Annotated in this window: 14 protein-coding genes; 8 read left to right on the top strand and 6 right to left on the bottom strand. The window is 72.2% G+C overall.

All coding sequences use genetic code 11. From position 1 onward, the window contains the following. The first annotated feature begins 694 nt into the window (after positions 1-694). Together ACZ4MH_RS24995 and ptsP are read left to right on the top strand one after the other, a co-directional pair. The gene (locus ACZ4MH_RS24995; protein ID WP_351599964.1) at positions 695-1,144 is read left to right on the top strand and encodes a PTS sugar transporter subunit IIA; all 450 of its coding nucleotides are present in this window, start codon (positions 695-697) and stop codon (positions 1,142-1,144) included. A 136-nt stretch (positions 1,145-1,280) separates the two neighbouring features. Next, the gene (ptsP, locus tag ACZ4MH_RS24990; protein ID WP_351599966.1) at positions 1,281-2,951 is read left to right on the top strand and encodes a phosphoenolpyruvate--protein phosphotransferase; all 1,671 of its coding nucleotides are present in this window, start codon (positions 1,281-1,283) and stop codon (positions 2,949-2,951) included. A 118-nt stretch (positions 2,952-3,069) separates the two neighbouring features. On the opposite strand, the gene ACZ4MH_RS24985 is transcribed toward ptsP, so the two are convergent. Beyond that, the gene (locus ACZ4MH_RS24985; protein WP_351599968.1) at positions 3,070-4,068 is read right to left on the bottom strand and encodes a hypothetical protein; all 999 of its coding nucleotides are present in this window, start codon (positions 4,066-4,068) and stop codon (positions 3,070-3,072) included. Positions 4,069-4,246: 178 nt separating this feature from the next. Then, on the bottom strand, positions 4,247-6,256 hold the full coding sequence (locus tag ACZ4MH_RS24980; protein ID WP_351599970.1) for an acetoacetate--CoA ligase: 2,010 nt from the start codon (positions 6,254-6,256) through the stop codon (positions 4,247-4,249). Between the two features lie 339 nt (positions 6,257-6,595). Here ACZ4MH_RS24980 and ACZ4MH_RS24975 point away from each other — a divergent pair, with 339 nt between their 5' ends. The 4 genes from ACZ4MH_RS24975 to ACZ4MH_RS24960 all read left to right on the top strand — a co-directional run bounded on the left by ACZ4MH_RS24975 (position 6,596) and on the right by ACZ4MH_RS24960 (position 11,530). Further along, positions 6,596-9,046: a glycoside hydrolase family 31 protein gene (locus ACZ4MH_RS24975; RefSeq protein WP_351599972.1), complete on the top strand. Its 2,451-nt coding sequence runs from the start codon at positions 6,596-6,598 to the stop codon at positions 9,044-9,046. 77 nt (positions 9,047-9,123) lie between these two features. Continuing rightward, positions 9,124-10,158, top strand: coding sequence for a methyltransferase (locus ACZ4MH_RS24970; protein WP_351599974.1), 1,035 nt, complete (start codon positions 9,124-9,126; stop codon positions 10,156-10,158). Positions 10,159-10,241: 83 nt separating this feature from the next. Continuing rightward, on the top strand, positions 10,242-11,120 hold the full coding sequence (locus ACZ4MH_RS24965) for a M15 family metallopeptidase (protein WP_351599976.1): 879 nt from the start codon (positions 10,242-10,244) through the stop codon (positions 11,118-11,120). A gap of 59 nt (positions 11,121-11,179) precedes the next feature. Continuing rightward, positions 11,180-11,530, top strand: a complete 351-nt coding sequence (locus ACZ4MH_RS24960) for an Mpo1-like protein (RefSeq protein WP_351599978.1) — start codon at positions 11,180-11,182, stop codon at positions 11,528-11,530. 35 nt (positions 11,531-11,565) lie between these two features. On the opposite strand, the gene ACZ4MH_RS24955 is transcribed toward ACZ4MH_RS24960, so the two are convergent. The 4 genes from ACZ4MH_RS24955 to ACZ4MH_RS24940 all read right to left on the bottom strand — a co-directional run bounded on the left by ACZ4MH_RS24955 (position 11,566) and on the right by ACZ4MH_RS24940 (position 15,925). Beyond that, complete coding sequence (locus ACZ4MH_RS24955; protein WP_351599980.1) at positions 11,566-12,378, bottom strand: ABC transporter permease; 813 nt, start codon at positions 12,376-12,378, stop codon at positions 11,566-11,568. 108 nt (positions 12,379-12,486) lie between these two features. Further along, positions 12,487-13,353: an ABC transporter permease gene (locus tag ACZ4MH_RS24950; protein WP_351599982.1), complete on the bottom strand. Its 867-nt coding sequence runs from the start codon at positions 13,351-13,353 to the stop codon at positions 12,487-12,489. A gap of 64 nt (positions 13,354-13,417) precedes the next feature. Continuing rightward, on the bottom strand, positions 13,418-14,623 hold the full coding sequence (locus ACZ4MH_RS24945; RefSeq protein WP_351599984.1) for an ABC transporter substrate-binding protein: 1,206 nt from the start codon (positions 14,621-14,623) through the stop codon (positions 13,418-13,420). 168 nt (positions 14,624-14,791) lie between these two features. Further along, the gene (locus ACZ4MH_RS24940; protein WP_351599986.1) at positions 14,792-15,925 is read right to left on the bottom strand and encodes an ABC transporter ATP-binding protein; all 1,134 of its coding nucleotides are present in this window, start codon (positions 15,923-15,925) and stop codon (positions 14,792-14,794) included. Between the two features lie 373 nt (positions 15,926-16,298). Here ACZ4MH_RS24940 and ACZ4MH_RS24935 point away from each other — a divergent pair, with 373 nt between their 5' ends. Then, on the top strand, positions 16,299-18,218 hold the full coding sequence (locus ACZ4MH_RS24935; protein ID WP_351599577.1) for an EAL domain-containing protein: 1,920 nt from the start codon (positions 16,299-16,301) through the stop codon (positions 18,216-18,218). Positions 18,219-18,742: 524 nt separating this feature from the next. Continuing rightward, positions 18,743-19,510, top strand: coding sequence for an MIP/aquaporin family protein (locus ACZ4MH_RS24930; RefSeq protein WP_351599578.1), 768 nt, complete (start codon positions 18,743-18,745; stop codon positions 19,508-19,510). Positions 19,511-19,526: the final 16 nt, after the last annotated feature.

Here is a 19,526-nt window from a genome sequence, read left to right as displayed (position 1 = left end):
GTGTTAAGCACGCCGCCAGCGTTCGTCCTGAGCCAGGATCAAACTCTCCGTGAATGTTTGCCGGTAATCCGGCGAAACACACACGAGAGCGGAACGAGCGGACGGAATAGGTCTACTCGTTCACAGCGTCCTCGCTGTGTGTGCCACCGGGCACGAGGTGCCGGGTGGACTTTTCAAAGGAACCTCGTCCCAGCTAGTGCTGGAGACGGGGTATCAACATATCTGGCGTTGACTTTTGGCACGCTGTTGAGTTCTCAAGGAACGGACGCTTCCTTTGGTCCCGTTTCACCGGGCCCTCCGGGCGCTTCCCTTCGGTGTTTCACACTCTATCAGGTCTTTTTCGCCTTCCGAACCACTCTCTTTTCCGCAGCCATTGCACGCATTGCAAAGCAACGCAGGCATACAGAAATGATCGAGATTCTCGGATCAAGACTCTGATGGGGTGCTGTCCCGGTCTTGGGCCGCAGTGATTGCGTCCTCGTCTCCGGGGCAGGTGTTAGACAGTACAGGTGGGGTTGGGGCGAGGCAAATCGGGGGAAGGGCGGCGTCCAGCGGTACCCCGTCACACGCGTGATCGCGCCTCGCGTCTCTCGTGCGGAGTGTCCACTTCTTATGACTTACGCTCTGACCGGTGCGCCGTCCGGGACAGGTAGTGACGGCGACCTGATAGATCTCCACCCCTGGGAGGCTTCCCATGACCACCGTGACGTCCCCGCTCGCCGGACGCGCCATCGGGCTCAGTGCAGTTCCTGACCCCGTCTTCTCCGGCGCGATGGTGGGGCCCGGTACCGCGATCGACCCGGAGCGTGAGCCTTCCGTGGCGCTCGCGCCCGTGGACGGCGTTGTCGTATCTCTGCACCCACACGCGTTCGTCGTCGTCGACGGCGACGGGCACGGAGTGCTGACGCACCTCGGCATCGACACCGTTCAGCTCAATGGCGAGGGCTTCGAGCTGCTCGTCAACAAGGGGGACACCGTGACGCGCGGTCAGGGCGTCGTCCGGTGGAACCCCGCCGCCGTCGAGGAGGCCGGCAAGTCGCCGGTCTGCCCCGTCGTCGCTCTTGAGGCCACCGCCGACGCGCTCGGCGACGTGCGCGAGGACGGCGACGTGAAGGCCGGAGACCAGCTCTTCAGCTGGCAGTGATGCGCGGCGCCGTTCCGTAGGGCACGCGCGCGTGGCGCGCGCGGACGGCAGCGTGTACCGGGCGGCCCCACCGGACCGCACGTACGACAGTTCAACGCGACGGCAATGACCGTCGCATCACACGGAGACGGGTGCAATGGAGACAACGCTGCGAGGCGTCGGCGTGAGCCATGGTGTCGCCATAGGCGAGGTGCGGCACATGGGGACGGCGGTCCTGGAGCCGCCGGCCAAGCAGATCCCCGCCGAGGAAGCGGAGCGCGAGCAGGGGCGCGCCCGCCAGGCCGTGGAAGCCGTGGCCGCTGACCTGATCGCCCGTGGCAACCTCGCGGGCGGTGAGGCGCAGGCTGTGCTGGAGGCCCAGGCCATGATGGCCCAGGACCCCGAGCTGATGGCCGACGTCGACCGCCGCATCGCGGTGGGCAGCACGGCCGAGCGCGGTGTGTACGACGCTTTCGCCGCGTACCGGGCGCTGCTGGCCGGCGCCGGGGAGTACCTGGCGGGCCGGGTCGCGGACCTGGACGACGTGCGGAACCGGATCGTCGCGCGGCTGCTGGGCGTGCCCATGCCGGGTGTGCCGGACAGCGACGAGCCGTACGTGCTGATCGCGCGGGACCTCGCGCCGGCCGACACGGCGCTGCTGGACCCGTCGCTGGTGCTCGGCTTCGTGACCGAGGAGGGCGGGCCGACCAGCCACAGCGCGATTCTGGCGCGGGCGCTGGGCGTGCCGGCCGTGGTCGCGCTGCCGGGTGCGCATGAGCTGGTCGAAGGAACGGTGGTGGCCGTGGACGGCTCCACCGGGGAGATCTTCGTCAACCCGAGCGATGAGAAGCGCGCGGAGATGGAGCGGGCGGCCGAGGAGCGGAAGGCCGCGCTGGCCGCCGCCACCGGGCCGGGCGCGACGTCCGACGGGCACAAGGTGCCGCTGCTGGCGAACGTCGGCGGTCCGGCGGACGTGCCGGCGGCGGTCGAGGCCGGTGCCGAGGGCGTCGGGCTGTTCCGTACGGAGTTCCTGTTCCTCGACGACAGCAAGAACGCGCCGTCGGAGGAGAAGCAGGTCGAGGCGTACCGCCAGGTGCTGGAGGCGTTCCCCGAGGGCCGGGTGGTCGTGCGGGTGCTGGACGCGGGCGCGGACAAGCCGCTGGACTTCCTGACGCCGTCGGACGAGCCGAACCCGGCGCTGGGCGTGCGGGGTCTGCGTACCCTGCTCGACCACCCCGACGTGCTGCGGACCCAGCTCACCGCGCTGGCCAAGGCGGCGGAGGGGCTGCCGGTCTACCTCGAGGTCATGGCGCCGATGGTGGCGGACCGTACGGACGCCAAGGCGTTCGCCGACGCCTGCCGTGAGGCGGGGCTGCAGGCGAAGTTCGGTGCGATGGTGGAGATTCCCTCCGCCGCTCTGAGGGCGCGTTCGATCCTGCAGGAGGTGGAGTTCCTGTCGCTGGGCACCAATGACCTGGCGCAGTACACCTTCGCCGCCGACCGTCAGGTCGGTGCGGTGTCCCGGCTGCAGGACCCGTGGCAGCCCGCGCTGCTCGACCTGGTGGCGATCTCGGCCGAGGCCGCCAAGGCCGAGGGCAAGAGCTGTGGTGTGTGCGGCGAGGCGGCTTCCGACCCGCTGCTCGCGTGTGTGCTGACGGGACTGGGCGTCACCAGCCTTTCCATGGGTGCGGCGTCGCTTCCTTACGTGCGCGCGACGCTGGCGAAGCACACGCTGGCGCAGTGCGAGCGTGCCGCGTCGGCGGCGCGTGCGGCGGACACCGCCGAGGAGGCCCGTCTGGCGGCGCAGGCGGTGCTCTCCGGGGAGTGACCGCAGGTCCTTCGCCTCAGCGGCGCAGTGCCGTGTGGTGATGTCGTGGTGCCGATGGCCGTCCCGCCCTTGTGGCGGGGCGGCCGTCGGCGTTTCGGGAGGGCTGACCGCCGGTCTGCTACGTGTCCCCGCAGTGCTGGTGGGGGTATGCGGGCGGAGGCAGGGGGATGCCGGGGAGGTAGTCGACGCCCGGCTCGGGTGAGACGGGGTCGCCGGTCCTGGCGTCGGTGCAGTACGCGGAGAAGACCTCGGCGGCGGTGAGGGCGCGCAGCCAGGTGCCGTGGAGGGACCAGCCGCGTACTTCGTCGCCGTGCTCGTCGTCGAGGGTGCGGGCGACGACGCCGCCGGGGCGGCGCAGGGCAATGCCGGCGGCGAGGACCGTGCAGAAGATCAGTGCTTCCGCTTCGGCCAGGTGGAGGCGACCGTCGGGGAGTGCTGTCGCGTGCAGCGCCGCGAGCAGCGGGCTGCCGTCGCCGGCGGGGACGCTGCAGACGAGGTGGTGTCTGCCGGGGCCGAGGGCGTCGAGGAGTCGGAGCATGGCCTGGGAGGCGTTTTCGAAGGCGTCGTGGGCGGTGTCGCCGTCGCAGGCGGGACAGCGGCCCGCGGTGGTGAGGAGGGCGCCGGCGCGGTCCCAGGTGTCCTGGCGGTCGGCTTCGTCGAGGAGTGCGGGCAGCGTGTCGGTGAGCCGTCGTCCGGTGTACGGGACGGTGGCGCCGGCGGCGGCCATCTCGGTGGTGTAGCGGGCGCGGCTCTCGGGGCTGTCGGGGTGCAGTCCGTTGTCGGTGCAGTAGTCGGCGTATTCGCCGGGGTCGAAGAGGGTGAGTGTGGTGTGCCGGCCCTGGGCGGCGAGGGTGCGGAGCAGGCCGTCGAGCCGGCGGAGGTAGCCGGGGTGGTCCTGGCCGGTGAAGGGGAAGGTGCGGTAGCGGTTCATGGCCGCGAGGTCGTCCGGTGTCGGCAGGACGGCGAGGGTGCCGGGGATTTCGCGGCTCACCCGGCGCCGCGCGGCGGCGGTCCTGCGGCGGGCGTGGCCTGCGGGTCCGCGGGCGCGGCGGGTGGTGCGGCGGTTGCCGGCGCCGGGCTCGGTGCCGGGCCGGGTGCGGCGTGCGGTGCTGGTCATGATTTTCCCCCTTGGTGTTGCTGGTGAGCGGGCGCGGGCCGCCGGTCGGCGGGCCCGGGCTCGTGTGTCGTCATCGCTGGCGACTCATTGCTCACTGAGCGTAAGGGAGGGGTCTGACAATCGCGTGCGTGAGCCGCCGGAATGGCCTGTGACCAGGTGTTTCCGGCGGCTCGCTTGATCACTTGGCGCGGTCGGCGGCGATCCGCTCGTAGAACCGGAGGAGTTCGAGGTTGTCGACGGAGCCGGGGTTGACGGCCTTTTCCAGCGGGGTGCCCTGGAGGAGGCGCTTGACCGGGACTTCGATGCGCTTGCCGGTGAGGGTGTGCGGTACGCCGGGGGCCTCGATGATGTCGTCGGGGACGTGGCGCGGCGAGAGCTGGGTGCGGATGGTCTGCTTGATGCGGCCGCGCAGGTCGTCGTCGAGGGTGGCGCCTTCGGCGAGGTGGACGAAGAGGGGCATCCAGTAGCCGCCGTCGGGGAGTTCGAGGCCGATGACGAGGGATTCGCGGATTTCGGGGAGGCGTTCGACGGCTTCGTAGATGTCGGCGGAGCCCATGCGGACGCCCTGGCGGTTGAGGGTGGAGTCGGAGCGGCCGTGGATGACGACGGTGCCGCGTGCGGTGCGGGTGATCCAGTCGCCGTGCCGCCAGACGCCGGGGTACATCTCGAAGTAGCTGTCCCGGTAGCGGCTGCCGTCGGGGTCGTTCCAGAAGCGGATCGGCATGGAGGGCAGCGGGTTGGTGACGACGAGCTCGCCGACCTCGTCGATGAGGGGCTTGCCCTGGGGGTCCCATGCCTGGACGTCGGTGCCGAGGCAGGGGGCCTGGAGTTCGCCGATGTACACCGGGAGGGTGGGCACGGCGCCGGCGAAGCAGCTGCAGACGTCGGTGCCGCCGCTGACGGAGGCGATCCAGAGGTCTTCGGCGACTTCGTCGTGCAGCCAGCGGAAGCCGTCGGGGGGCAGCGGGGAGCCGGTGGTGGCGACGCACTTGACGCGGGAGAGGTCGTAGTCGCGTCCGGGGTGGACGTCGGCCTTGGCGCAGGCCATGACGTACGCGGCGGAGGTGCCGAAGAGGGTGGCGCCGGTGCGTTCGGCGATGGCCCACTGTGCGCCGGTGTCGGGGAAGCCGGGGCTGCCGTCGTACAGGACGATCGTGGAGCCCACGAGGAGGCCGGCGGCGAGGAAGTTCCACATCATCCAGCCGGTGGAGGTGTACCAGAAGAAGCGGTCCTCGGGGCCGAGGTCGCAGTGGAGGCCGGCCTGCTTGAGGTGTTCGAGGAGGATGCCGCCCTGGGACTGGACGATGGCCTTGGGGAGGCCGGTGGTGCCGGAGGAGTACAGGACCCACAGGGGGTGGTCGAACGGCACCTGTTCGAAGACCGGCGCTTCGTCGCGGGAGACGACGTCGTCCCAGTGGAGTGCGCCTTCGGGGGTTTCGGTGCCGAGGAGCGGGATGTGCACGACGGCGGTGAGGCTGGGGAGTTCGGCGCGCAGCTCGGTGACGGTGGCGCGGCGGTCGTGTTCCTTGCCGCCGTAGCGGTAACCGTCGACGGTGAACAGGACGACCGGTTCGACCTGCTGGAAGCGGTCCAGGACGCTGCGGGCGCCGAAGTCGGGGGCGCAGGAGGTCCAGACGGCGCCGACGGCGGCGGAGGCCAGGAGGGCGACGACGGCCTGCGGAATGTTCGGGACGTAGCCGCTGACGCGGTCGCCGGGGCGCACTCCGAGGCGGCGGAGTTCGGCGGCCAGCGAGCCGACCTGGGCGCGGAGTTCGGCCCAGGTGACGGGGGTGGGCTCGTGGCTCTCGTCGACGTGCAGGAGGGCGGGGTCGGCGGCCCTGGCGGGGTCCTCGCCGGCGCGCAGGGCGTGCTCGGCGTAGTTGAGGGTGGCGCCGGGGAACCAGCGGGCGCCGGGCATCGTGGCGTCGGCGAGCACGGTGTCGTACGGGGTGCTGAAGCGGACGTCGAACCATTCGGCGGTGGCGCGCCAGAAGGTGCGCAGCTCTTCGACGGACCAGCGGTGCAGTGCGGCGTAGCTCGCGGCGGGGTCACCGGGGATGGCGGCGGGGGCGCCGTGGTGGGTGGCGGCCCATTCCTGGAAGCGGGTGACCTGTGCTCCGGCGATACGGTCCGCGCCGGGCTGCCACAGGGGCTCCGGGTGGGGTGCGGGCTGCGGTGCGGTGGTCATCATGCGGCTCCCGGGCTGTACACGGTTGGTGTGCCGGTCCATGCGCCGCGGTGGGCGGTGCCGCCGGCCGTCCCGGTCCGGCGGTGCCCGACGCGTCCGTAGGGGTGCGCAGGACACGACTGGTCAGGACGATGCCACGTGATCGACTTCTGCACCAGGGTGGGCACCCCACAATCGGGGGGAAGGGTGTGTGGCGCGACCACGGTGTGAAGGGCGTGCCCGGAGGCGGGCCGCTGTTCCCGGAGCGCGGTGTCTCTTTTACGGACACAGCAGGTCAACGCAGGTGAACGGAAGCTGAACGATGCCTTCATCGGCGCATGTCGGTGGCAGGCTGACGGTATGGACGGGCGGGATCTGGTGCGGTCGGCACGGACGGTCAGGGCAGTGGGCGCCGCACAGGGGTGGTTGTCGGTGCGGTCGGCGCTGCGCCGGAGGCGGGCGGACGCGGCCGGGCTGCCACCACGGGGTGCGGAGCGGGCACGGGTGCCGGGGATGGCGGTGGGGGCCGAGCCGCAGCCTGGTGGTGGAGTGGTGCGGTTCGCGCGGTCCTCGTTGCGGATCCGGGTGACGGCGGGCGGCGCGGTGTTCTGCGGCTGGGACGGGGCGGTGCCGGAGCCGTCGTACGCGCTGGTGGGCACCGGCCCTGAGGCGGACGGCCGGGCGGAGCTGGAGCCGGACACCGAGGGCGGCTGGCGTGTGGTGTCGGAGCGGGTGATGGTCGCGGTGTCGCGGTTCGGCGCGGTGGAGATCCGTACGCCGGGCGGGGTGGTGCTGCGTCGGGAGCTGCCGCCACGGTGGTGGGACCGGGTACCGGAGGGGGCGTCGGGGCGCGATGCCGCGCCGGGGGACGGCCCGGACGAGGGGGCTGCGCCTGAAGAAGGCGCGCGGGTCGGGGCGTACGGGGAGTCGCGGTGGGTGCAGCGCTCCGAGGTGACGGCGGACGCGCGGTTCTTCGGGCTGGGCGGCCGTGCCGGCGGGCCGCGGCTCCGGGACGGCACGTACCGGCTGTGGAACACCGACCCCGGGGGCGCGTTCGGGCCGGGTGACGATCCGCTGTCGCTGACCATGCCGGTGCAGCTGGTCGTCGCGGACGCGGGGACACACCTGGTCTTCCACGACAACTCCTGGGACGGGCGGGTCACACTGCACGAGGGCGAGGAGGGCCGGGGCTCGGGGCACGACCGGGCCGGTTCCTGCGAGCTCCGGATGGACGGCGGTCCGCTGCGCTACTGGGTGCTGACGGGGACGCCGGCCCGGGTGCTGCACGGGTGGGCGTCGCTCACGGGTGCACCCGCGCTGCCGCCCCGCTGGGCGCTCGGGCACCAGCACGCCCGGTTCGGCTTCGGTGATGCCACAGAGGTGCGGCGGGTGGCCGCCGGTTACCGTGCGCGCGGTGTGCCGCTGTCGGCGCTCCACCTGGACATCGACCACTTCGACGGCCACCGGGTGTTCACGGTGGACCGCACCCGCTTCCCCGACCTGCCGGGGCTCGCCTCGGAGCTGCGCCAGGAGGGCGTGCGGCTGGTGTCGATCGTCGATCCCGGGGTGAAGGCGGAGCCGGGGAACGCGGTGTACGAGAGCGGGGCTGCGGCCGACGCGTTCGTACGGGAGGCGCGCGGGCGGGAGGTGCGGGGCGCGGTGTGGCCGGGCGAGGCGGTGTTCCCCGACTTCACGGACGCCCGGGTGCGCAAGTGGTGGGGCGGGCTGTACGCGGAGCGGCTGGCGCAAGGATTCGCGGGCGTGTGGCACGACATGAACGAGCCGTCCTCCTTCGTGGCGTTCGGGGACCCGACGCTCCCCCGGTCCGCGCGGCACGCCCTGGAGGGCCAGGGCGGGGACCACCGGGAGGCGCACAACGTCTACGGGCTGGCGATGGCACGGGCCGGCTATGAGGGGCTGTGCGAACTGCGCCCCGAGGAGCGGCCGTTCCTCTTCTCGCGCTCCGGGTGGGCCGGACTGCAGCGTTACGGGGGCACGTGGTCGGGGGACGTGGCATCCGGCTGGCCGGGGCTGCGGGCCTCGTTGTCGCTTGTGCTGGGCCTGGGGCTGTGCGGCGTTCCGTACAGCGGCCCGGACATCGGAGGCTATTCGGGGGTGCCGTCCGGCGAGCTGTACCTGCGGTGGTTCCAGCTGGGCGCTTACCTGCCGTTGTTCCGTACGCACTGTGCGCACGACGCGGGGCGCCGGGAGCCGTGGGAGTTCGGGGACGAGGTCCTGGAGCACGCACGGGCGGCGGCGCTCGAACGCGAGCGGCTGCTCCCCTACGTGTACACGCTGGGGCACCTGGCCCGGCTGACCGGTGCTCCGTATGTGCGCCCGCTGTGGTGGGGCGCACCGCGCGACCGGGCGCTGCGCGACTGCGAGGACGCGTTCCTGCTGGGTGACGCGCTGCTGGTGGCGCCGGTGCTGGAGGCGGGGACGCGGCGGCGGACCGTGCGGCTGCCGCGCGGGAGGTGGTACGACACGGCGACCGGCGAGGCGTACGACGGGCCGGGGCAGGTGGTGGTCGAGGCGCCGCTCGCGCGGATTCCGGTGCTGGCACGGGCGGGTGCGGTACTGCCGGTGGCGGGCACGGACGGCGGCATCGAGCTGGAGGCCTGGGCGCCTGCTCCGGGGCGCAAGGGCGGCGGAATCGTCGTGCCGGATTCCGGGGACGGTTGGGAGCCTCCGCGCGTTGAACGGATGGAGTCGCGGTGGGAGGCGGGACGTGTGGTGGTGAGCCGGGCGGACGGAGAGCCCGTGGAGTACAGAGTGCGGGTCCGCGGAGGCGAGCCTGAGACGGGGGCCTGAGAAGCGGGGCCCGGTCCAGCCGAGGTGACGCGGCAGGGGCGACGGACGGAGCGGAGGACGCGGTGGGGAGCGAGGCTGTGGAGGGTTCCGGGGAGGTCTCCGGGGCGCCGGTCGGCGCCGGATTCCGGAGCGCGGCGGAGCTGGCGGACCTGATGACGCCGATGGCGGTGCGGACGGCGGCGACGCTGCGGCTCGCGGACCGCATCACCGACGGCATACGAACCGCGCCCGCGCTCGCCGCCGCCACGGGCAGCGCCCCCGGGGCACTGGCACAGCTGCTGAACCACCTGGTCACGGTGGGGCTGCTGCGGTGGGCCGGCGCACCGGGATCCGGGTACGAGCTCACCGCGACCGGCGAGGAGCTGCGGGACGGGCATCCCGGTGGGCTGCGCCGGATGCTGGACACCGGGACGGCGATCGGGCGGGCCGACCTCGCGGCCGTCGAGCTGCCGCACTCCGTACGGACGGGCGCGGCGGCGTTCCCTGAGCGGTACCGGCGGGACTTCTGGGCCGACCTGCGGGCGGACCCGGCGCGGACCGCCGACTACGACGCGCAGATGGCGGCCGACGTGACGTCGTGGGCCGAGGCCGTGCTGCCGGTGTACGACTGGGCCGGGCTCGGCCGGCTGGTGGACATCGGCGGCGGCAACGGCACGACGCTCGCCGCGCTGCTGAGGGCCCATCCGGCGTTGCGGGGCACGGTGTTCGAACAGCCCGAGACGGCGCGGGCGGCGCGGGCCACCCTCGCGGCGGCCGGGGTCGCGGACCGTGGGGACGCGGTGAGCGGCGACTTCTTCGGGGAGCTGCCGTCCGGTGCGGGCGGCTATCTGCTGTGCGCCGTGCTGCACGACTGGGACGACGAGGCGACGGTGGGGATCCTGCGGAGCTGTGCGCGAGCGGCGGGAAGGACGGGCAAGGTGCTGGTGGTGGAGAAGTTCGGCGCGGGCGGTGAGGCGGTGAGTACGGGGATGGACCTGCGGATGCTGGTGTACTTCGGCGGCCGCGAGCGGGGCGTCTCGGATCTGACGGCGCTGGCGGCGCGGGCGGGGCTGGAGCTGAGCGGCGTCCATCCGGCGGGGCGGCTGGCGGTGGTGGAGCTGACGGCACGCTGACGCGGTGCTCGGGCGGGACACGACGCCATCGGCCGCGCGTGGTGGTCTTCCGCCGGCCGGGCCGGGCCTGGTAGACGATGGGCATGCCAAGACTTGCTGCCGCGCTGCGCGGCCTCGCCGTCACCGCCGCCACCCTGGTCTCCGTCGCCGCCCTGCCCTCAGGAGCCGAGGCCCAGCAGCCGCACGGAACGCCGTCCGCGGGGCCGGCCGTTCCGGCCGTACCGGCGAACGGCGCCAAGGACCCGAAGGCGCCCAAGGAGTTCGTGGCGCTGCGGGACGTGGATCCGACGATCCGGCAGGAGATGCGGTACTACACGCCGCACAACTTCATGGGCGTACCGGTCACCGGTTATGAGAAGCCGATGTGCCTCCTGACGCGGGACGCGGCGCAGGCGTTGCACCGTGCGCAGGTGTCCTTCCTCAAGAAGGGCTACACCCTGAAGGTGTACGACTGCTACCGGCCGCAGCGGGCGGTGAACCACTTCGTGGAGTGGGCCAAGGACCTGAACGATCAGCGCATGAAGGGCGAGTTCTATCCACAGGTCGACAAGTCGACGCTCTTCAAAGACGGGTACATCGCGGAGAAGTCCGGGCACAGCCGGGGCAGCACGGTGGACCTGACCCTGGCGAAGCTGCCCGCGCCGCCGACTCGGCCGTACGTTCCCGGTGAGCCGCTGCGTCCCTGCTACGGCCCGCAGGACGAGCGGTTCCCCGACAACTCGCTCGACATGGGCACCGGTTTCGACTGCTTCGACACCCTGGCGCACACCCTCGATCCCCGGGTGAAGGGTGAGCAGCGCGAAAACCGGCTGCTGCTCAAGGCCGGGCTGGAGAAGACCGGTTTCGTGAACTACGAGAACGAGTGGTGGCACTACACCTTCCAGCCGGAGACGTTCCCCGACACCTACTTCGACTTCCCCGTCGCGCAGAAGTCGCTCGCGGACGGCACTGACAACCCCTGAGGTCACTGACGGCCGCGGACATCACTGACAGCCGTCGCGCACCGGGCTACGGTGCGCCCATGACGACACGGGAATTCGCCACCTACGAGGACTTCTGGCCGTACTACGTCGCGATGCACTCCAAGGCCGCGACCCGGTGGGTGCACCTGACAGGCACGCTCACCGGGCTCGCGGTCTCGGCGTACGGGCTGATACGGCGGCGCCGGAAGCTGCTGCTCGCGCTGCCGCTGATCGGTTACGGGACGGCCTGGCCCGCACACTTCCTCATCGAGGGCAACAACCCGGCCACCTTCGGGCACCCGGCCTGGTCGCTGCGCGGTGACGCGCAGATGATCCGCATGATGCTGGCGGGCCGGGACGCCGAGCTGGACGAGATCGCCCGCAAGTGGCTCGCGGAGAACGCCCAGTAGCGCCCAGCAGGCCACCCCTGCCGCCCCCTGCGGGTTCAGAGGCGCCCGCCCGCCGCGTCCGACGACAGCCGCTGGGCCACGTACACCGGGATCACCGACAGGGCGATGAGCAGGGCGGCGACGACGTTGATGACGGGGGCCTGGTTCGGGCGGGCCAGGTTCTCGTAGATCCAGATTGGCAGCGTCTTCGTGCCCGGCCCGGCGGTGAACGTGGTCACCACGATCTCGTCGAAGGAGAGCGCGAAGGCGAGCAGGGCGCCCGCGAAGAGGGCCGAGCGCAGCGCGGGCAGCGTGACATGGCGGAAGGTCTGGGCGGGGCGGGCGCCCAGGTCGGCGGATGCCTCGGCGAGCGAGGGCGCGATACGGCGCAGCCGGGCGGCGACGTTGTTGAAGACGATGACGACGCAGAAGGTCGTGTGGCCGACGATCACGGTGAACAGGCCGAAGCCGATGCCGAGCGGGTCCAGGACGGTGCGGAAGGCCGCGTTGAGCGCGATGCCGGTGACGATGCCCGGCAGCGCGATGGGCAGCACGACGAGGAACGAGACCGCCTGCCGGCCGAAGAAGCGGTGCCGGTGGACGGCGAAGGCGGCCAGTACGCCGAGGACGAGCGCGATGGCGGTGGCGGCGAGGCCGGCCCGCAGGGAGGTCCACAGGGCGTCCCGTACGCCGTGGCTGTGCGCGGCGCGGAGCCACCATTCGCCGGTCAGCCCGCTGGGCGGCCAGGCGAAGGAGCGGTCGGCGTTGAAGGAGTTGAGGACGACCAGGAGCAGGGGCACGTGGACGACCGCCAGCCCGGCGGCCATGAGCCCGCCGAGCACGACGCGGGCGGTGCGGGTCAGATGCACCTCGAAATCCTCCTCGGAGGCGGGAACCGGGACGTCCGGCGGCCCGTTGTCACTGTGAGTACAAGGTCACCACGCTGAGTGCGGGACCTGAGCACTGAGTACAGGGGGTCACAGTGAGTCCAGCGCACCCGCGCGCCGTACGGCCGCCAGGTAGCAGACGATCAGCACGACCGGTATGGCCGAGAGCGCGGCGGCCAGCGGGAGGTCGAGGGTCACCTGTGAAGCGATGACGTTGCCGAGCAATTGGGTGCGGCCGCCGACGATCTGGACGGTGAGGTAGTCGCCGAGGCTGAGGGAGAAGGTGAAGACGGAGCCAGCGAGCAGGGCGGGACGCACGGCGGGCAGGACGACGAGACGAAGGGTGCGCCAGGCGCCGGCGCCGAGGTCGGCGGAGGCCTCCAGGTGCGGGGTGGGCAGCCGCTCCAGGGCGGCGAAGACGGGGAGGATCATGTACGGGAGCCAGAGGTAGGCGAGGACGAGGACGGCGGCGGGCAGGCCGTAGCCGGGGCCGGTCAGGCCGAGCGGGGCGAGTACCGCGTTGACCAGGCCGTGTTCGCCGAGCATGACGCGCCAGGCGTACGCCTTGACGAGGTAGCCGGCCCACAGGGGCATGAGCACGGCCACGAGCAGGGCACGCCGCCACCGCCCCGACGCCACCCGCGCCATGAAGAAGGCCATGGGCAGGGCGAGGAGGGCGTCGATGAGGGTGACGGCGACGGCGACGCCGAGGGTGCGCAAGGTGATGGTGCGGTAGACGGGATCGGTGAGGAGGGTGCGGAAGTTGTCGGTGTTCCAGATATGGACGACGTCGGAGGTGAAGCTGTCGGTGGTCCAGAAGGCGGACAGGAGCAGGACGGCGAGCGAGCCGAGGTAGGCGAGGCCCAGCCACAGCAGGGGTGGCGTGAGCAGCGCCGCCAGCCTCAGCCGCGCTCCCGTGCGGGAGGCTCCCGAAGGCTCCGAAGTCCCCGAAGGCATCGCGGCGGAAGTCTCCGAAGTCGACGTACCCGAAGTCGAAGGCACCGAGGTCACCGGCTCGCTCTCAGCCCTTGATCTCCGTCCAGGCGCGTGTCCACTGGGCGTAGTCGGTGCACTGCACGTTCGTCCGGCCGTCCAGGCACTGCTTCACGGGGGTGGTCCAGAAATGCACGCGCTTGTAGTAGCTCTCGTCGTCGGCGTGGTAGGTGGCGCAGTGCTCGGGGTCGGAGGTCTCCTTGCACGCCTTGGCGTTCGCGGGGGCCTCGCCGAAGTACTCGGCGACCTGGGCGTTGACCTTCGGCGAGACGATCCAGTCGAGCCACTTGTAGGCGCAGTTGGGGTGCTGGGCCTTGGCGGCGACCATCCAGGTGTCCGACCAGCCGGTGGCGCCCTCCTTGGGCAGGACGGCCTTGACCGGAGCCTTCTCGGCCTCGGTGAGGTTGGCGATGACCTGCCAGGTGGTGCCGACGACGCTGTCGCCGCCCTTGAAAGCGGTGACTTCCTTCTGGTAGTCGCTCCAGTACTCACCGATGTTGCCGTGCTGCTTCTTCAGGAGTGCGACGGCGGCGTCCAGTTGCTTCTGGTCCAGCGCGTAGGGGTTCTTGATGCCCAGCTGCGGCTCGCTCTTCATCAGGTACAGCGCGGCGTCGGCGATGTAGATGGGCGAGTCGTAGGCGGTGACCTTGCCGGCGTGCTTCGGGGCGTCCTCGAAGACGGCCCGCCAGGAGTCGGGGGCCGGCTTGACCTTGTCGGTGCGGTACATGAGGAGATTGGCGCCGCGGCCGTGCGGGATGCCGTACATCTGCCCGTCGACGGAGTTGAACGGCTGCTTCTTCAGACCGGCGAAGATGTCCTTGTAGTTCGGCACCAGGGCGGTGTTGACGGGTGCCGCGTCGCCGGAAGCGATCAGGCGGAGGGTGGCGTCGCCGGAGGCGGAGACCGTGTCGTACTGGCCGGTCTTCATCAGCGAGACCATCTCGTCGGAGGTCCCCGCGATCTTGGTGTTGACCTTGCAGCCGGTCTGCTTCTCGAAGGGGTGGACCCAGTCGGTCTTGGGGTCGTTGGAGCCGTCCTCGGCGTAGCCGGCCCAGGCGATGACGTTGACCTGGCCCTCACCCTTGCCGAGCGTCTTCTTCATGGGGACGTCCGGCGCGCGGAAGCCGCCGCCCCGATCGCCGCCGCCTCCGCCGCTCCCCCCGGAGCCGCACCCGACGGCAAGCAGCAGGACCGTGGCCGCCGCGGCGGCCTTCCACACGTTCGTGTTGCGCATCCGGTTCTCTCCCGTCGCACACGGCGTCAGACACAGGCTCCGAGCGTCGCCAGTATCCGGATCAAGGCGGTGCTCCACCAGTGCGCGTCGGGACACGATCGGGTCAAGTCGGTGCGCTGGGCCCGGACATCGGCCCGGTACGCCGGCCCGCTACGGCGACGCGGTCCCTCAGCCTGGTACGGGATACGCGTCGTCGGCGTCCCAGGCGAGGCGTACCGGGGTGTCGGTGCGGGCCGGCAGGGCGGCGCCGGAGGTGTTCAGGCGGAGTACGGTCAGCCGGTCGCCGCCCTCGTCGAGCCGGACACGGAAACGGGTGTGCGGGCCGGCGTGCGCGATGTCGGTGATCCGGCCGGTCACCGACCGCTCCTCCGGACTTGCCGTCGCCTCCACACCTACCGCCTGCGCGCCTACCGCCTGCGCGCCTGCCGTTCCCGCGCCTGCCGTTTCCGGGGCGTTGTCGAGTGGCGTGATCCGTATGCGTTCGGGGCGGATGCTGTACGTGCCCGGGCGGCCCGTCAGCCGCTGTGCTGCCGCGCCGCGCACCAGATTCGTCACGCCCACGAATCCGGCGACGAAGGCGGTGGCCGGGCGGTCGTAGATCTCCAGGGGCGGGCCAATCTGCGCGATGCGGCCGCCGTCGAGTACGGCGACCCGGTCGCTCATCGTCAGCGCCTCCTCCTGGTCGTGGGTGACCAGGAGGAAGGTGATGCCGGTGGTGCGCTGGATGTGTTTGAGCTCCGTCTGCATCTCCTGGCGGAGCTTGAGGTCCAGGGCGCCGAGCGGCTCGTCCAGGAGGAGCAGCCCGGGGCGGTCGACGAGGGCGCGGGCGAGGGCGACGCGCTGCCGCTGGCCACCCGAGAGCTGTCCCGGGCGGCGGTCGCCGTAGTCGTCGAGCCGTACGGTCGCGAGCGCCTCGCGTGCCCGGGCCCGGCGTTCGTCCTTGCGGACGCCGGCGACGCGCAGCGCATAGCCGACGTTCTGCTCGACGGTCATGTGCGGGAAGAGGGCGTAGTCCTGGAAGACGGTGTGGACGTCGCGGCGGTGCGGGGGCAGGGCGGTGACGTCGCGGCCGGCCAGTTCGACGCGGCCGGAGGTGGGGCGTTCGAAGCCGGCGATGAGGCGGAGCAGGGTCGACTTGCCCGAGCCCGAAGGGCCGAGGAGGGAGAAGAACTCGCCTTCCTGGATGGTGAGTTCGGCGTGGTCGACGGCGCGTACGGTACCGAAGTCCTTGGTGAGGGCGGTCAGGAAGACCGCCGTTGCGGGCGGCGCGGGCCTCGCGCCCGGCATGTTGTCCTCGGCCATGCGGTCTCCTCCCCGGTGGGCGGCTTGATCGCGCCGGGTGACTGTACCGGGGCGGCACGGGCCGCGTCACGGGCGCGGGCCACCGCCGGGACGGGGTGGCACGGGTCGGCGCGGGGTCGTTGCGCCGACGGCCTGCGCCTACGCGGTCTGGCCGCGGGTCCGTATGGGCCCGTATCGCCGCGCGCCGGCCACGCGGCTCGGCGCGTACCGCGCCTCGGGCGTGGTCCGCCGCCGACACCTGGCCGCTGGCCGGTCGCCGGTCGCCGGTGGCCGCTGGCCGGTCGCCGCTGCATTCTCCCTACGTCGCCGAAGGGTGCGTGAACACCGCGTGAACCCTGCTGCGCGAGGGGCGGGAGGGGGGCATGCTGTCCGCGTGCCTGCCTGGACGGACCAGCTCCGATTCGCCTACCAGCCCGTCGTGAACCTCACGACCGGTTCCGTCGCCGCGCTGGAGATACTCGCCCGCCCCGAGCACGGGGACGTGCTCACTCAGGCCCGCCGCTCCCCCGGCATCGACGACGAACTGGCCGCGCTCGCGGTGCGGCACGCCACGCAGCGCGAGACGCTGCTGCCGCTGCAGGTGAACCTCTTCGCCACCACGGCTGCGGAGGTACCGGAGTTGACTGCGCTGCGGGCGGCGGTGCGTGCGGTGGGGCGGCGGCCGTGCGAGATCACCCTGGATCTGACCGGGCCGTACACCCACGTACCGGCCCGCGCGTTGCTGGAGGCGGTGGCGGGCCTGCGCGCCGACGGGTTCCGGCTCTGCGTGGACGGAGTGGGCGACGGGGACATCCCGCTACGGCTGTTGGGCGACCTGGCGCCGGACGTGATCAAGCTGGACGCCTCGCTCTGCGCGGACCTGGACGCCCGGCCGGGGCGTGCCGCGGTGGTGCGGATGGTGCGGTACCTGTGCGACGAGCTGGGTGGGCTGTTGGCGGTGGAGGGCGTGGAGACCGAGCGGAGTTACGCGGCGGTGCTGCGGGCCGGCGCGCAGCTCGCCCAGGGCCACCTCTTCGCACCACCCGCGCGCCGGCCCACGGCCGAGGTCTTCGTACCGGCACAGGCGCCGTCAGCGCCCGAGCCGAGCGGGGCGCCGGCCGCCGGAATGCCGGGCGCGAGCCCTACGCCGAGCGCCAGTGCGGCCCAGGCGCCATCCGCCCGGATCCAGAGCCCGGCCGAGGCGCCGCCCTTCAGCGCGCCGTTCGGTGCCCAAGCCGGTCCGCCCGTCGCGCAGTTCCTGCAGCCAGCCGCGTTGTTGCCGGTGACCGCGTCGGCCGAGGAGGTGCGGCGTCGGCTCACGGGGCTGCCGGACGTGTCCGGGGTGCTGTTGGTGGACGCGGACGGCGTTCCCGTACGGGCGGTGGACCGGGACCGGTTCCTGCTGTCGCTGTCGGGGCGGTACGGGCACGCGCTGTACGCGGACCGGCCGGCACTGCGGCTGGGCGACCGGCCGCGTACGGTCGGCGCGGGCGCGACCGCGTGGGAGGTGCTGGACGTCATCGCGGACGGCGACCGGGCCCGTACGGGCGACGACGTGGCGGTGGTGGACGAGCGGGGGCGGTGCATCGGGGTGGTGCACCTGGCGGACATCCTGCGGGCGCTGGCGGAGAGCCGGGTGGAGGAGGCCGCGCGGCTCAATCCGCTGACCCGGCTGCCGGGTTCCGACGCGGTCAACGGCGAGGTGGACCGGCGGCTCGCGCAGGGCCGCGCCGTGGCCCTGAGCTGGCTGGACGTGGACGGGTTCAAGCAGGTCAATGACAGCGCCGGGTTCGCGGCCGGGGACGAGCTGATCCGTGCGGTGGGCGCGGCGCTGGCCCGGGCGGCGCGCGGGGACGCGGCGTGCCGGGTGGGGCACATCGGGGGCGACGACTTCCTGGTGCTGACCGATCCCGAGGGGCTGGAGGTGATCGCCGCGGCCGTGCTGGACGTGCCGTGGTCGGCGGGCGGGCGTCCCGTGACGCTGTCGCTGGCGACGGTGGTGTGCCCGGCCGGGGCCGTCGCCGGGCACGCGGAGGCGGCCGCCGCGCTCGCCCCGCTCAAGAAGACGGCGAAGGGGCTGGCCGGCGCGAGTTGGGTGCTGAGCAGACACGGTACGGCCCACCACGAGGTACGCCGGGGCCGAAGGGCGCCCGGCCCGATACCCGGCCCGACGCCGGCCCCGGCATCAGCCCCGGCCCCCGCGCCGACGCCCGGCCCGGCGCCCGGCGCGGATGCCGACAGCCCCGAGGCCCACGCCCTCGCACCGCGACCATCTGCCGGTGAGCGACACGGGCGTACTGCGAGCGTCCCGTAACCCTGCCCTCAGCCACAGTGGCCCGCCCAGCAGGCGCGTTCACCGTATCCGCCGGTAACGGACACGGGCGCCCGGCAAGCGTCCCCCAACCCTGCCCCCAGCCACAGTGATGCGCCCAGCCCACCTGGTCGCCGTGTCCGGCAGTAACGCCCATGAGCGAGCAACGGGGCAGTAGAGGCGTGGGGTGCGGGCGGTGTGCTGAGTGGCGTCAGTCGTTGCCGTCCATGTGCTTGACGCTCCATCACGGCCGGTGAACACTTCCGGGTGTCAGTCGGCGTGCCGTACGCAGGCTTCCCCCCGACCGCGTGGTGACGCCGCGCGTTCCTGTGCCCCACCGGCGCCCTGCCGTACTGACATGCTCGTCGCGGAGGCCGGGCGGGATGCGGGAAGAACACGGCCGTCCGCTTCACCCCGTATGAATACCGTGGCACGTCCGGAAATCTGTGGCCGGGCCATGGGAGAGGTACGCACCCTGCACGGAGGACCGGGGTCCGTTCCCCGGGCAAGGGCCCAAGGAGCCGCAGATGTATTCCAATGGGGACATATTCGTCGGTGAAGTCATCGGCACCGCGATCCTGATTCTCTTCGGCGCGGGCGTCTGCGCCGCCGTCACCCTGCACTACTCCAAGGCGAAATCGGCCGGCTGGGTGGCCATCGCGTTCGGCTGGGGCCTCGGCGTGCTCGCCGGGGCCTACACCTCGGCGCCGCTGTCCGGCGGCCACCTCAACCCGGCCGTCACCCTCGGCTCCGCCATCGCGGGCGGCACGCCCTGGTCGAAGGTGCCGCTGTACATGGCGGCGCAGCTCATCGGGGCGCTCATCGGCGCGGCGCTGACGTGGGGCGTGTACTACGCGCAGTTCGCGGCCAACGCGCAGGAGGACAAGGCCCAGCCGACGCTGGGGATCTTCTCCACCGGGCCGGAGATCCGCAAGCCCGTGGCGAACCTCGTCACCGAGATCATCGCGACGATCGGCCTCGTGCTGCCGATCCTGTTCTTCGGCGAGAACAAGGGCATCGGCATCGGCCCGATCCCCGGCACCGACGGCGGGGTCTACGGCTCGGGGATCAACGTACTGCTCGTCGCACTGCTGGTGGTCGGCATCGGCCTCTCCCTCGGCGGCCCCACCGGGTACGCGATCAACCCGGCCCGTGACCTCGGCCCGCGCATCGCGCACGCGCTCCTGCCCATCCCCAACAAGGGCACGTCGGACTGGAGTTACGCCTGGGTGCCGGTCGCGGGCCCGCTGATCGGCGCGGCGCTCGCCGCCCTGGTGTACAACGCGGCCTTCTGAGACCCAGCCCTCTGGG

This window comes from Streptomyces sp. NPDC026301 (genome assembly GCF_055567935.1).
This window is presented reverse-complemented; position numbering and strand designations above follow the sequence as displayed.

What these genes read in the sequence shown, in the direction of transcription:
- ACZ4MH_RS24995 (WP_351599964.1), top strand. Translation starts at nt 695, where the DNA reads ATGACCACCGTGACGTCCCCGCTCGCCGGACGCGCCATCGGGCTCAGT.
- ptsP (WP_351599966.1), top strand. Translation starts at nt 1,281, where the DNA reads ATGGAGACAACGCTGCGAGGCGTCGGCGTGAGCCATGGTGTCGCCATA.
- ACZ4MH_RS24985 (WP_351599968.1), bottom strand. Translation starts at nt 4,068, where the DNA reads ATGACCAGCACCGCACGCCGCACCCGGCCCGGCACCGAGCCCGGCGCC.
- ACZ4MH_RS24980 (WP_351599970.1), bottom strand. Translation starts at nt 6,256, where the DNA reads ATGACCACCGCACCGCAGCCCGCACCCCACCCGGAGCCCCTGTGGCAG.
- ACZ4MH_RS24975 (WP_351599972.1), top strand. Translation starts at nt 6,596, where the DNA reads ATGGACGGGCGGGATCTGGTGCGGTCGGCACGGACGGTCAGGGCAGTG.
- ACZ4MH_RS24965 (WP_351599976.1), top strand. Translation starts at nt 10,242, where the DNA reads ATGCCAAGACTTGCTGCCGCGCTGCGCGGCCTCGCCGTCACCGCCGCC.
- ACZ4MH_RS24960 (WP_351599978.1), top strand. Translation starts at nt 11,180, where the DNA reads ATGACGACACGGGAATTCGCCACCTACGAGGACTTCTGGCCGTACTAC.
- ACZ4MH_RS24950 (WP_351599982.1), bottom strand. Translation starts at nt 13,353, where the DNA reads ATGCCTTCGGGGACTTCGGAGCCTTCGGGAGCCTCCCGCACGGGAGCG.
- ACZ4MH_RS24945 (WP_351599984.1), bottom strand. Translation starts at nt 14,623, where the DNA reads ATGCGCAACACGAACGTGTGGAAGGCCGCCGCGGCGGCCACGGTCCTG.
- ACZ4MH_RS24940 (WP_351599986.1), bottom strand. Translation starts at nt 15,925, where the DNA reads ATGGCCGAGGACAACATGCCGGGCGCGAGGCCCGCGCCGCCCGCAACG.
- ACZ4MH_RS24930 (WP_351599578.1), top strand. Translation starts at nt 18,743, where the DNA reads ATGTATTCCAATGGGGACATATTCGTCGGTGAAGTCATCGGCACCGCG.